The organism is Streptomyces sp. TAA486 (assembly GCF_000426165.1).
Window position 1 is genome coordinate 117059 of record NZ_KE384503.1, and the last position, 12734, is coordinate 129792.

A 12734-nucleotide genomic window follows, 5' to 3' on the forward strand; every position below is an offset into this window, starting at 1 on the left:
GCGGAACGTCCTTCTCCTCCCTCCGGGGCAGGGGAAGGACGTTTCGCCTTCGTATGCTGACCGTATGACCCCACGCTCCCAGAGCCCCGCGCCGCCGCACCACGCGGGCCGGGCACACACCGACGGCCTCATCGGCTTCCTCTCGGACTCACCCACGCCGTACCACGCGGTGCGCAGCGCGGCGGAGTTGCTGGAGAAAGCGGGCTTCCGGCAGCTCGACGAGACGGAAGCCTGGGACGCGGCCGGCGGCGGCACGAGCGGCCGCGGCCACTACGTCGTGCGCGGCGGCGCCCTGATCGCCTGGTACGTGCCGGTCGGCGCCGGCCCGGCCACTCCGTACCGCATCATCGGCGCCCACACCGACTCCCCCAACCTGCGCGTCAAGCCGGTCCCCGACACCGGGAACAACGGCTGGCGGCAGATCGGCATGGAGATCTACGGCGGCACGCTGCTCAACACCTGGCTCGACAGGGACCTCGGCCTGGCCGGACGCCTCTCGATGCGCGACGGAACGACGCGGCTGGTGGACATCAGCCGGCCGCTCCTGCGCGTGCCGCAGCTCGCCATCCACCTCGACCGGCAGGTCAACGACGGGCTCAAGCTGGACCGTCAGCGCCACATGACGCCCGTGTGGGGCCTCGGCACGCCCCGCGAGGGCGACCTGATCGGCTTCGTCGCCGAGGAGGCCGGCGTGGCCGCCGAGGAGATCACCGGCTGGGACCTGATGGCGCACAGCGTGGAGCCACCCGCGTATCTCGGACGGGACGAGGAACTGCTGGCCGGCCCGCGCATGGACAACCTCCTCTCCGTGCACGCCGGTGCCGTCGCGCTCGCGGAGGCGGCCGCGCACGGCGAACTTCCCGCCATTCCCGTGCTGGCGGCCTTCGACCACGAGGAGAACGGCAGCCAGTCGGACACCGGCGCGGAGGGACCGCTCCTCGGCTCGGTACTGGAACGCTCCGTCTTCGCCCGCGGCGGCGGCTACGAGGACCGCGCGCGGGCGTACGCGGGGAGCGTGTGCCTCTCCTCGGACACCGGCCACGCGGTGCACCCCAACTACGCGGAGAGGCACGACCCCGGGCACCTGCCGAAGCCCAACGGGGGACCGATCCTGAAGGTCAACGTCAACCAGCGCTACGCCACGGACGGTTCGGGCCGGGCGGTCTTCGCGGCGGCCTGCGAGCGGGCCGGGGTGCCCTGGCAGACGTTCGTGTCGAACAACGAGATGCCGTGCGGAACGACGATCGGGCCCATCACCGCGGCCAGGCACGGCATTTCGACCGTCGACGTCGGCGTGGCGATCCTGTCCATGCACTCGGCGCGCGAGCTGTGCGGCGTGGACGACCCGCACCTGCTGACCCGTTGCATGCGCGGATTCCTCACGGGCTGAACTGCCGGCAGGCGGAGCGCGGGCGGGTGCACGCATCTCAACGCCCGCTCTCCGCCTTCCCGTTGGCGCCACTGCCCGGGTGCGGACTGATTGACGTTCACTTCGGGGGGCACCCGTACCGCGTACGAAAGCCGTACAGCAGGACAACCGCCAATCGGAGGCAAGGAATCCATGGGCATCGTCTTCTGCATCGGCATGCTGGCAGTGGGGGCCATCCTGACCTTGGCCGTCGACGTGAACACCGACGTCGTCAATCTCGATGTGGTGGGGCTCGTCCTGATGGCCGTCGGGCTGATCGGTCTCTCCGTCTACGTCAGCATCTTCAAACGCCGCAAGACTCAGCCGCCGTCCCCGGCCGCACCGGTGATGGTGGAAGAGGAGCGCCACCACCTGCAGTGACCGGTGAACCGCCGGAACGCGCCCTGCGCGGACCGGTGAGACCGGCACACTCGCGGCCCGCGGCCTCCGCACACAGCGGAAGCCGCGGGTCGCTTCGTCCTCAGGGCGGGACCGGGCGGGCTCAGGGCGGGCTCACGGAACAAGTCCCGCTGTCAGGAAGCCTCCGCGTCGGCAGACGCCGCCCCCGAGTCCATGCCCGCGAGCACGAGCGGCAGCCGGGAGGTGCCCGACGCCGTGACACGGACGGGGACGCCCCAGTCCTGCTGGTGCACATGGCAGGCCGGGTACTCCACCGGTTCCGCCGCCCCGCCGGGGTCGTCACACGAGGCCGCCATGGCCGACACGTGCAGCACGCCCTCCGTCACGCCGTCGGCGAGCCGCAGGCCGCGACGCAGGTCCGTGCCGGCACCTGCTCCCTCCGCCAGCAGGTTCTCCGGCGTCGAGCCGACCAGCAGCCGGGTCGCGGGACCGTACCGGTCGTCGAGCTTCTGGCCCGCCGGCGCCTGGAAGACGACCTCCAACAGCAGTTCCCCGGGCGCCACTTCGGTCGCCGAGCGCTGGGTGCGGTGGGCCACCGGCTCGACCCGTACCGCCTCCTCGGGGAGCCGCAGCCGCGTCAGCCGGTGACGGGCCGACTCGACGACCACAATCTCGACCCCCTGCCCGGGTCCGTCCTGGCCGCCCTGGCTGTCCTCGTCGTCCACGAGCAACGCCCCGGACGGCTCCCGCAAGTCCGTGGCCAGGGTGGTGACTTCGCCGCTGTCCGGGTCGTAGCAGCGCAGCGCGTTGTTGTAGGTGTCGCTGACGGCGACCAGCCCGCCGGGCAGCGCCGTGACGCCCAACGGGTGCTGGAAAAGCGCCTGTTCGGCGTCGCCGTCCCGGTGCCCGAAGTCGAACAGGCCCGTGCCCACCGCTGTGCGTACGTGGAGCGCCCCGTCGGCTCCCGCCCGCTCGACCCGGCGCAGTGCGCTCGTCTCCGAGTCGGCGACCCACAGCCGCTCACCGTCGGCCGAGGCCGACAGGCCCGAGGGCTGGGCGAACCACGCCTCGGCCGCCGGCCCGTCGACCAGACCCTCGTTGGTGGTCCCCGCCTCGACCCGCACGCGTCCCTGCCCCCAGCTACCGCTGGGCGGGGCCCCCAGCTCACCCGCCTCGGGCGGCGTGAACGACCACAGCTGGTGCACGCCCGCCATGGCGATCCACAGCCGCCCGTCGAACCACTCCACGTCCCACGGCGAGGAGAGGGCGACCTCAAGAGCAGGCCCCTCCGTCGCGGCGCCCTGCCACCACTGCTCGCCGGTGCCCGCGAGCGTGCCCACCTCGCCGGTGACCCGATCGTAGGAGCGCAGCGCGTGATTGACGGTGTCGGCGACGACGACCGTTCTCCCGTCGGGCAGCAGCGCGAGTCCCTGGGGCTCGCTGAAGCGCGCCTGACCGGGGCCGCCGTCCACCAGACCGCGCTCGCCGGTGCCCACGCGGCGCAGCACGGTCTCACCGTCGGGGGCCAGCTCGACCAGCTGGTGCCGGGTGGTGTCGGAGACGAGGAAGTTCCGTCCCTCAGAGCCCGCGGCCCCGGTGGGGCCCCCACCGGGCAACCGGAGCGCCTTCCCGGGGAAGCGCAGGGGGGTCGGCTCGGGCTCCGGGAGAAGGGGAGCGGAGCTCGTTGAGGGGTGGTGGCCGGGCGACGGGCGGGCGTACGGGCCGTCGCCGCGCCGCAACGTGCCCTTCGCGTCGTGCTCGCGCTCCAGCTCCTCCACGAGCGTCGCAATGGCGTGGGCGTGGCCCTCGCCCGCGTGCTGGGCGACGACATAGCCCTCGGGGTCGATCACGACGAGTGTGGGCCAGGCCCGCACGGCGTACTGCTTCCAGGTCGCCAGCTGCGGATCGTCCAGGACCGGGTGCTCGACCTGATAGCGCTCCACGGCGTCCACGACCGCCCCGTGGTCGGCCTCGTGCGCGAACTTCGGCGAGTGCACCCCCACGATCACGAGGGTGTCGCGGTGCCGCTCTTCCAGCTCCCGCAACTCGTCGAGCACGTGCAGGCAGTTGACGCAGCAAAAGGTCCAAAAATCGATCAGAATGATGCGTCCCCGCAGGCCGGCGAGGGTGAGGTCCCGGCCGCCGGTGTTCAGCCAGCCGCCCTCCCCTTGCAGCTCGGGCGCCCGTACACGTGCGTGAGAAGCCATGGCCGGAGCAACAATCAGCTCCGGGTGAGCATTCCGCCGCCGTGCGGGGAAGTCGTCTGTCATGAGGTATCTCGTACGCGAACGGATCTTCGGCATCGGCGACGACTACTGGATCGACGACGAGCACGGGGAGCACGCCTTCCTCGTCGACGGAAAGGCGCTGCGGGTACGGCAGACGTTCCAGCTCAAGGACGTACAGGGGGAGGTCGTCGCCGTCATCCGGCGAAAGATGATCAGCCTGTGGGAGACGATGGAGATCGAGCGCGGCGGCCAGAAGCTGGCGACGGTGCGCAAGAAGCGGTTCACGCCGCTGCGCCACCGTTTCAAGGCGCAGCTCGCGGACGGCGGTGCGCTGTCGGTGCACGGGAACGTGCTCGACAAGGAGTACGACATCGAGTTCGGCGGCGGGCGCCTGGCGCGCATCTCGCGCAGGTGGTTCAGGGTGCGCGACACCTACGCTGTGGACATCGAACAGCCGGGCGCCGACGTGCCGTTGCTGCTGTCGCTCGCGGTGTGCGTCGACGCTCTGACGGGCGAGGACTGACGGGAGCGCGGGGCACCCACAAGGCACCCTCGGGACACCCGCGTACCCGGTGCTGCGGTCCGACGAACCGGGGCGCACGGCAGGCGAATCGACCGTTTCGCGGAGCTTCGTACATGTTCGTACCGAACAGGCGCGCACCGTACCACCGCCGGTGCGAAAAAGGGGTGCGAATGGGCCTAGCATCGTGCCCCGAAAGCACTGCCGCGTGGGCCGCGCGCAGCGTAACTTGAGAGCACCGCACGCACCGAAGACGACGAACGTCCGTACCGCCCGAGGGGTCTCGTGACCGACCACCCAAGCCTTCAGCCATACGTCGACGCCTGGACCGAGTCCATCGAAGCGATATCCGAACTGGTGAGGCCGCTCGTAGAGGGCGAGTGGAACCGGCGCACCGCTTGCCCCGCGTGGTCGGTCCGGGATGTGGTCTCTCACATCATCGGCATGGAGTGCGAACTTCTGGGCGATCCGCGGCCGATCCACACTCTGCCGCGCGACCTCTACCACGTCGTCGACGAGCCCAGCCGGCACATGGAGATCCAGGTCGACGTGCGGCGGCACCACACCGGTCCGGAGATGACGGGCGAGCTGGAGTACACGATCATCCGCCGCTCCCGTCAGCTGCGTAACGAGAAGCGTGCGCCGGACGCCGAGGTGCGGGACATCATGCCGGGCGGCTCGAAGATCACCCTCGAACACCAGCTGCGGCTGCGGGCGTTCGACCTGTGGGTGCACGAGCAGGATCTGCGCCGGGCGCTGGGAAAGCCGGGCAACCTCGACTCGGCGGGCGCGACCGTGGCGCGCGATCTGATGGTGCAGGGCCTGCCGAAGGTGGTCGCCAAGAAGGCGGGCGCTCCCCCGAACACGGCGGTGGTCTTCGACGTCAGCGGTCCGTTGGAGTTCATGCGCACCGTGCGGGTCGGCTCGGACGGACGGGGCACGGTTGACGGCAGCCCGTCCCTGGGTCCCGCGGTGACGCTGTCGCTGGACTGGGAGACCTATGTGCGGCTCGCGGCCGGGCGGGTGCGTGCCGATGCCGTCGCGGACCAGGTGAAGGTCGAGGGCGACGCGAAGCTGGCGACGGCGATCCTGGAGAACTTCTCCGTCACGCCGTGATGGGGCCGGTCACGGCCTGACGCGGGCAGTCATGGCGTGAACGGGCGGCGGGCGGCGCCGTGAGCGCGCCGCCACCTGCCCGTTCCGGCCGCTGCCCGCCCCGTTCGAGGGCGCTCACCGGCCCGGCACCGGCCGCCGCACAGCCCGCCGGCCCCGTGCCGGGAGCGTCCCGCCCGTCGCGTCCGCAGGTCAGGAGACCGGGACGTGCACCGCCTCCACGCGGCTGGCGACCACGCGCTCACGCTCACGACGGTGCGCCTTCTTGCGGAGCCTCAGGATCTGGGCGACGCCCAGCGCCTCCAGCACGAAGATGCTCGCGAAGCCGGCCCGGAAGCTGCCACCGGTGAGGTCCAGCAGGACGCCGACGGCCAGCAGAGTCGTCATCGAGGCAGTGAATCCACCCATGTTGACGATTCCCGAGGCCGTGCCCTGACGCTCCGGAGGGTTGGCCGGCCGTGCGAAGTCGAAGCCGATCATGGACGCCGGTCCGCAGGCGCCCAGCACCGTGCACAGCAGCACCAGCAACCAGACCGGGGCGTGGCCCGGCCAGAGCAGGACCGTCGCCCAGACCCCGGCGGTCACGGCCACCGTGCCGAGCGCGAGCGGGGCGCGGGCCGCGTGGTGACGGGCGATCAGCTGCCCGTAGACCAGGCCCACGACCATGTTCGACAGCACGATGAGCGTGAGGAGTTCACCCGCCGTGGCGCGTGCGAGGCCCTGCCCCTGCACGAGGAAGGGCATCCCCCACAGCAGCAGGAAGACCATGCCGGGGAACTGCGTCGTGAAGTGCACCCACATGCCCAGGCGGGTGCCGGGCTCACGCCAGGCCCGCACGATCTGGCGCCGGATGTAGCCGCCGCCCATGTGCGGCACCGGGACCGGCGCGTACGACGTCGGGTGGTCCCTGAGGAACGCCACGACGAGCACGAGCAGCAGCACGCCGCCCACCGCGCTGCCCGCGAACGTGACCGTCCAGCCGAAGGCGTCGAGCACGCGGGCCAGCACCAGCGTGGTGACCAGGTTGCCCGCCATGCCGATGAGGCCGGCGACCTGCGCGATGACCGGGCCGCGCCTGGCCGGGAACCAGCGCGAGCCGAGCCGCAGCACGCTGATGAACGTCATCGCGTCGCCGCAGCCCAGCAGGGCGCGGCAGGCCAGCGCCGCGGCATAGGAGCCGGAGAAGGCGAAGCCCAACTGCCCCAGGGTGAAGAGCACCACGCCCAGGGTCAGCACCTTCTTGGTGCCCAGCCTGTCCACCAGCAGCCCGACCGGTATCTGCATCCCGGCGTAGACGAGCAGTTGGAGGATGGAGAACGTGGAGAGGGCGGAGGCGCTGATGTCGAAGCGCTCGGCGGCGTCGAGCGCGGCCACGCCTAGGCTCGTGCGGTAGGTGATGGCGACGAAGTAGACGGTGACGCCCAGGCCCCAGACCGCGACCGCGCGGGAGCCCCCGGGCGGGTCGCTGTGGACCGGGAGGCCCGCGGAGGTGGGTGCGCTCACCGCACATCACCGTGCACCAGATCACGCACCCATGTGACGTGGCGGCGTACGGCGCCCGCGGCGGCGTCCGCGTCCCCGGCGCGCACCGCCTCCATGATCTCCGCGTGCTCGGCGATGCTCTTGGCGATCCTGTCCGGCTGCGCGTGCATCATGGCGACGCCCATCCGCAGCTGCCTGTCGCGGAGTTGGTCGTACAGGCGGGTGAGGATCTCGTTGCCGGTGCTCCGGACGATCTCCGCGTGGAAGCAGCGGTCGCTGACCGCGAACGCCGTCAGATCGCCGGCGTCGGCGTGTGCTCGCTGCTCTTCCAGCAGTTCCTCGAGGCGGCCGATCAGCCCGGCACGCACGGGGTCCGAGGACTTGCGGACGGCGTGCTGCTCGACGAGGAGCCGCGTCTCGACGACGTCGGTGATCTCCTGCGCCGACACGGGCAGTACGAGGGCGCCCTTCTTCGGGTAGAGCTTGATCAGCCCTTCGACCTCGAGGCGCAGCAGACCCTCCCGTACGGGCGTTCGCGAGACGCCGACGGCCTCGGCGAGCTCGCCCTCCGTGAGCAGCATCCCGCCCTCGTAACGGCGGTCCAGCACGGCCTGTTTGACGTGCGTGTACACGCGCTCGGCGGCGGCCGGACGGCGTGATGAGGCAGGGGTCGTAAGGTCGGTGGAAACGGACATGTGCACAGCTTAGATACAACAAAGATGCGTGCGCGTTTGCGTCCGGGATGTGGACGCGGGTGCTCCCACGGCGGGAACCCCCGGTCCTCGATCTCGGCGAAACTCCCCCACCGGAGCGCGACGCGCAGCAGCATGTGTTGCCGGGGGAGAACAGCGGAACAGCCAGGGGGAAAGAGAGAAAGACCATGGACCTGCAGAAAAGACCCGAACAGGACGCGCAAGGGGAGCGGTTCACCGTGCTCGCCCAACCGCGTTGGGGCACCGTGCTCCTCTACGTCCTCTGCGTGTCGGCGGGGGCGGTTGCCGGCTGGCTCATCGCCCTGCTGGCGGGATGGCTCGTGACGCTGCCCTGGATTCCGATGCAGGAGCTGGTCCGGTTCATCGCCTCCCTCCCCTCCCCGGTGTTGCCCGTCGCAGGGACGGTGGCCGGATTGGCCGTCGGATTCATCGCCCACCGCGAGCTGTTGGCGATCCGCCTGTCGGACGACCGTGTCGTGCTCATACGCAAGGGCCGTGAGCAGGAGTTCACGCGCGACGCCGTCGCCGCGGCCTTCCAGGACGGCGACCAGCTCGTCCTGCTCGGCACCGACGGGGGCGAACTGACCCGGCAGGACTGCGACCTGGAAGCCGACGACGTCGCAGCCGCGTTCACCGAGCACGGCTATGCCTGGAGGGACGCCGACCCGCACAAGGACGAGTTCCGCCGCTGGGTCCCGGACGCTCCCGGGCTGCCCGAGGGGGCGAACGCCATCCTCAAGGCGCGCCAGAAGTCGCTGGAGAAGAAGGACCCCTCCGAACGCGACATCCGTGAACTCCGTGAGGAGCTGGCCCGTCTCGGCGTCGTCGTGAAGGAAGAGAAGCGACGCCAGTACTGGAGGACGTTCAGGAAGGCGGATCCCGCCCTGGAATGAACGGGCCCGCGCGGCCGGGCTCTCCCGCCAGGAGCCCACGCCCCAACACGCAGATGCCGGGCACCTCCTGAGGAAGGTGCCCGGCATCATGCTTACTGCCTTGCGCGTGTGCCCCGGCGTCAGGTCCAGGTCATCAGGCGCTTGGGGTGTTCCAGGACCGCCGCCACGTCCGCCAGCACCCTCGAGCCCAGCTCGCCGTCGATCAGGCGGTGGTCGAAGGCGAGCGCGAGCGTGGTGACGTCCCGCGGCTTGACCTTGCCCTTGTGCACCCAAGGCTGCTGCCGGACCTGCCCGAAGGCCAGGATCGCCGACTCGCCGGGGTTGAGGATGGGCGTCCCGGTGTCGACGCCGAAGACGCCGACGTTGGTGATGGTCACCGTGCCGCCCTGCATGTCCGCCGGACTCGTCTTGCCCTCGCGGGCCGTCGTCACCAACTCGCCGAGTCCTTGCGCGAGTTCGGGCAGCGTCTTGGCCTGTGCGTCCTTGATGTTGGGGACGATCAGACCGCGCGGCGTGGCCGCGGCGATGCCCAGGTTGACGTAGTGCTTCTGCACGATCTCCTGATTCGCCTCGTCCCAGGCGGCGTTGGCCTCCGGGTGACGGCGCAGGGCTACCAGGAACGCCTTGGCGACCAGCAGCAGCGGGTTGACCCGCAGCCCCTGCATGTCCGGGTCCTGCTTCAGTTCCCGTACGAGCTTCATCGTGCGCGTCACGTCGACGGTCACGAACTCCGTGACCTGCGGCGCGGTGAAGGCGCTTTCGACCATGGCCTGAGCCGTGGCCTTCCGTACGCCACGCACCGGGATCCGCGTCTCGCGCGCCGCGGAGCCGGCGGCCTGGGCCCCGGTCTGCGGTGCGGCGGCGGGAGCGGCGGCCGGTGCCGGACCCGCCGGGGCGGGGACGCGGGCGCCCACGGCGGCCGCGGCCGCGTGCACGTCATCACGCGTGATGACGCCGTCGGGCCCCGTCGGCACCACCGCGGTGAGGTCGATGCCGAGGTCCTTTGCCAGCTTGCGCACCGGCGGCTTGGCCAGGGGACGGTCGAGGGCGCCGGGCGCCTCCGCCACCGCTCCGGCGGCGGGAGCGGCGTCCTCGCGGTGACCGTTCAACTCGCCCTGGACGGCCTCCTGTACGGATTCCTGCGCGCCGTTCCCGTTCTGTGCGGCGTCCGCCGCGGGCTGCTTGCGCGGGCGGCGCTTCGTCGGGGACGCCGCGACGCCGTAGCCGACCAGCACGGGCTTCCGGCCCTCGCCCTCTCCTTCGTCGGCGTCCGCCTCGGCAGGCGCCGCCGCGCCTGCTCCGCCCTCAGGCGGCCCGGCCGAGGGGTCGGTGTCCACCGCGATGATCGCGGTGCCGACGTCCACGGTCGTGCCCTCGGTGAAGCGCAGCTCGTGCACGGATCCGTTGTAGGGGATGGGCAGTTCGACAGCCGCCTTGGCCGTCTCGACCTCGCAGACGACCTGGCCGTCCGTGACCGTGTCACCGGGCTGGACGTACCACTTGAGGATCTCCGCCTCCGTGAGGCCCTCACCCACATCGGGCATCTTGAACTCGCGGATGCGGGTAGCGCTCTCAGTCATCGTCACGACTCTCCTCAGTACGCCAGCGCGCGGTCGACGGCATCGAGCACCCGGTCGAGCCCCGGAAGGTACTCGTCCTCCAACCGGGCCGGCGGATACGGCGCGTGGAAGCCTCCCACGCGCAGCACCGGAGCCTCCAGGTGGTAGAAGCACCGCTCCGTGATCCTGGCAGCCACCTCCGAGCCGGTTCCCAGGAATACGGGTGCCTCGTGCACCACCACAAGCCTTCCGGTCTTTTCGACCGACTTCTGGATGCTGTCGAAGTCGATCGGCGACATCGAGCGCATGTCGATCACTTCGAGGGAACGTCCCTCCTCCTGCGCCGCGGTCGCAGCCTCCAGACAGGTCTTCACCATCGGCCCGTAGGCGGCCAGGGTCACGTCACTGCCCTGGCGTGCCACGCGTGCCGCGTGCAGCGGCGCCGGGATCGCGGTGACGTCCACCTCGCCCTTGTCCCAGTAGCGGCGCTTGGGCTCGAAGAAGATGACGGGGTCATCGCTCTCGATGGACTGACGCATCATCCAGTAGGCGTCCGAAGCGTTCGACGGCGAGACGCACTTGAGGCCGGCGACGTGCGCGAACAGCGCCTCCGGGGACTCGCTGTGGTGCTCGACGGCGCCGATGCCGCCCGCGTACGGGATGCGGATCACGACGGGAAGCTTGATCTTGCCCAGTGCGCGGGCGTGCATCTTCGCGAGCTGCGTGACGATCTGGTCGTACGCCGGGAAGACGAAGCCGTCGAACTGGATCTCCACGACGGGGCGGTAGCCGCGCAGCGCGAGTCCGATCGCGCTGCCGACGATGCCGGACTCGGCGAGCGGCGTGTCGATGACCCTCTGCTCGCCGAAGTCCTTCTGAAGGCCGTCCGTGATGCGGAAGACCCCGCCGAGCTTCCCGACGTCCTCCCCCATGACCAGGACCTTCGGGTCGTTCTCCATCGCTGTGCGCAGGGATTCGTTGAGCGCCTTGGCGATGGGCATCTTCCGCACGTCCGGGGTGGTGGACGCGGCGGCGGTCGAAGTAGCGGCAGCGGCCATGTCAGCGGCCCTCCCCTGCGGATTCGGCTGAGTCGGCTGGGTCCGCGAACGTCGCGAGGTACTCGGCGAACTGGGCGCGCTCCTCGTCGACCAGCGCGTGACCGTCCGCGTAGACATTCTCGAAGATGGCCATGGTGTCAGGATCGGGCATGGTGCGGATCGCTTCGCGCACGTGCTTGCCCATGGCCTCGCTCTCCTCCTCGATGGAGGCGAAGAACGCGTCGTCGGCGAGCGCGTCCTTCTCCAGGTACGCGCGCAGACGCGCGATCGGGTCCTTGGCCTCCCACTCCGCGCGCTCCTCGTCCCGGCGGTAGCGGGTCGGGTCGTCGGAGGTGGTGTGGGCGCCCATCCGGTAGGTGAACGCCTCGATCAGCATCGGCCCTTGGCCGCTCCGCGCCCGTTCGACGGCGGCGCGGGTGACGGCGAGACAGGCCAGCACGTCGTTCCCGTCGACGCGTACGCCCGGGAAGCCATAGCCGGCGGCACGCTGGTAGAGCGGCACGCGGGACTGGCGCTCGGCGGGCTCGGAGATCGCCCACTGGTTGTTCTGGCAGAAGAAGACGACCGGGGCGTTGTAGACCGCGGAGAAGGTGAACGCCTCGGCCACGTCGCCCTGCGAGGAGGCGCCGTCGCCGAAGTAGGCGATGACCGCGGAGTCGGCGCCGTCCAGGGTGACGCCCATCGCATAGCCGGTGGCGTGCAGGGCCTGGGAGCCGATGACGATCGTGTAGAGGTGGAAGTTGTTCGACGTCGGGTCCCAGCCGCCGTTGTTCACTCCTCGGAACATGCCCAGCAGCTTCGTCGGGTCGACGCCGCGGCACCACGCGACGCCGTGCTCGCGGTAGGTGGGGAAGACGTAGTCGTCGTCGCGCAGCGCTCGCCCCGAGCCGATCTGCGCCGCCTCCTGGCCCAGCAGGGAGGCCCACAGGCCGAGTTCGCCCTGGCGCTGGAGCGAGGTCGCCTCGCTGTCGAAGCGACGGGTGAGAACCATGTCGCGGTACAGGCCGCGGAGTTCCTCGGCGGTCAGGTCGATGGCGTAGTCGGGGTGTTCGACCCGGTCGCCCTCAGGGGTCAGCAGCTGTACGAGTTCGGTGCCGGCGGATCCGTTCCCGGCGGCCCCCGCGGCGCGCGGCTTCGCGGACTTGGCCGCCTTCGCCGTCCGGGCGGTCTTCGCGGGCTTGGCCGTCTTCGCGGGCTTCGAACGCTTCGCAGCCTTCGCCGTCGTTCCGGTCGTGCTTCCGGCCTCGCCCGGCGCGGACGCCGCCTTCTTCGTCTCGCGCTTACCTCCGGCGCCGCTGCGGCGCGACGTGCTGCGCGCGGCAGTGCTCTCCACGGTCACGTGTGCTCCTCTTCTGTCCGGCCCCCGGGGTCGCCGGTGGCCTGGGGTTCCTCCACCCGGG

At 70.9% G+C, this 12734-nt stretch carries 11 protein-coding genes; 5 read left to right on the forward strand and 6 right to left on the reverse strand.

Annotated features, from left to right (window positions below; translation table 11 throughout):
* Nucleotides 1–64 precede the first annotated feature (64 nt).
* Both I004_RS0128285 and I004_RS0128290 read left to right on the forward strand, forming a co-directional pair.
* Nucleotides 65–1390 carry a M18 family aminopeptidase gene (locus I004_RS0128285; RefSeq protein ID WP_028438229.1) on the forward strand — a complete coding sequence of 442 codons (1326 nt, stop codon included), beginning with the start codon at nt 65–67 and terminating at the stop codon, nt 1388–1390.
* 171 nt (nt 1391–1561) lie between these two features.
* The gene (locus tag I004_RS0128290) at nt 1562–1789 is read left to right on the forward strand and encodes a hypothetical protein (RefSeq protein WP_028438230.1); all 228 of its coding nucleotides are present in this window, start codon (nt 1562–1564) and stop codon (nt 1787–1789) included.
* 152 nt (nt 1790–1941) lie between these two features.
* On the opposite strand, the gene I004_RS0128295 is transcribed toward I004_RS0128290, so the two are convergent.
* Nucleotides 1942–3975 carry an NHL domain-containing thioredoxin family protein gene (locus I004_RS0128295; RefSeq protein WP_028438231.1) on the reverse strand — a complete coding sequence of 678 codons (2034 nt, stop codon included), beginning with the start codon at nt 3973–3975 and terminating at the stop codon, nt 1942–1944.
* Nucleotides 3976–4036: 61 nt separating this feature from the next.
* On the opposite strand from I004_RS0128295, the gene I004_RS0128300 reads away from it, so the two are divergent.
* Together I004_RS0128300 and I004_RS0128305 are read left to right on the forward strand one after the other, a co-directional pair.
* Nucleotides 4037–4519 carry an LURP-one-related family protein gene (locus tag I004_RS0128300; RefSeq protein ID WP_028438232.1) on the forward strand — a complete coding sequence of 161 codons (483 nt, stop codon included), beginning with the start codon at nt 4037–4039 and terminating at the stop codon, nt 4517–4519.
* A 282-nt stretch (nt 4520–4801) separates the two neighbouring features.
* On the forward strand, nt 4802–5632 hold the full coding sequence (locus tag I004_RS0128305) for a maleylpyruvate isomerase family mycothiol-dependent enzyme (protein ID WP_028438233.1): 831 nt from the start codon (nt 4802–4804) through the stop codon (nt 5630–5632).
* A 189-nt stretch (nt 5633–5821) separates the two neighbouring features.
* On the opposite strand, the gene I004_RS0128310 is transcribed toward I004_RS0128305, so the two are convergent.
* On the reverse strand, nt 5822–7132 hold the full coding sequence (locus tag I004_RS0128310) for an MFS transporter (RefSeq protein ID WP_028438234.1): 1311 nt from the start codon (nt 7130–7132) through the stop codon (nt 5822–5824).
* Nucleotides 7129–7806, reverse strand: a complete 678-nt coding sequence (locus I004_RS0128315) for a GntR family transcriptional regulator (protein ID WP_028438235.1) — start codon at nt 7804–7806, stop codon at nt 7129–7131. Before I004_RS0128315 ends, I004_RS0128310 begins: the two co-directional genes overlap by 4 nt.
* A gap of 185 nt (nt 7807–7991) precedes the next feature.
* Between I004_RS0128315 and I004_RS0128320 the strand changes: the two genes are divergently transcribed.
* Nucleotides 7992–8717: a YqeB family protein gene (locus tag I004_RS0128320; protein WP_028438236.1), complete on the forward strand. Its 726-nt coding sequence runs from the start codon at nt 7992–7994 to the stop codon at nt 8715–8717.
* A 119-nt stretch (nt 8718–8836) separates the two neighbouring features.
* Here the strand turns inward: I004_RS0128320 and I004_RS0128325 are convergent, their stop codons facing one another.
* The 3 genes from I004_RS0128325 to pdhA are packed head-to-tail and all read right to left on the reverse strand — an operon-like array spanning nt 8837 to nt 12673.
* Complete coding sequence (locus I004_RS0128325) at nt 8837–10297, reverse strand: dihydrolipoamide acetyltransferase family protein (RefSeq protein WP_028438237.1); 1461 nt, start codon at nt 10295–10297, stop codon at nt 8837–8839.
* A gap of 14 nt (nt 10298–10311) precedes the next feature.
* Nucleotides 10312–11334 (reverse strand): alpha-ketoacid dehydrogenase subunit beta, encoded by a 1023-nt coding sequence (locus I004_RS0128330; protein ID WP_051345539.1) that lies wholly within the window; start codon nt 11332–11334, stop codon nt 10312–10314.
* Between the two features lies 1 nt (nt 11335).
* On the reverse strand, nt 11336–12673 hold the full coding sequence (pdhA, locus tag I004_RS0128335) for a pyruvate dehydrogenase (acetyl-transferring) E1 component subunit alpha (RefSeq protein ID WP_028438239.1): 1338 nt from the start codon (nt 12671–12673) through the stop codon (nt 11336–11338).
* Nucleotides 12674–12734: the final 61 nt, after the last annotated feature.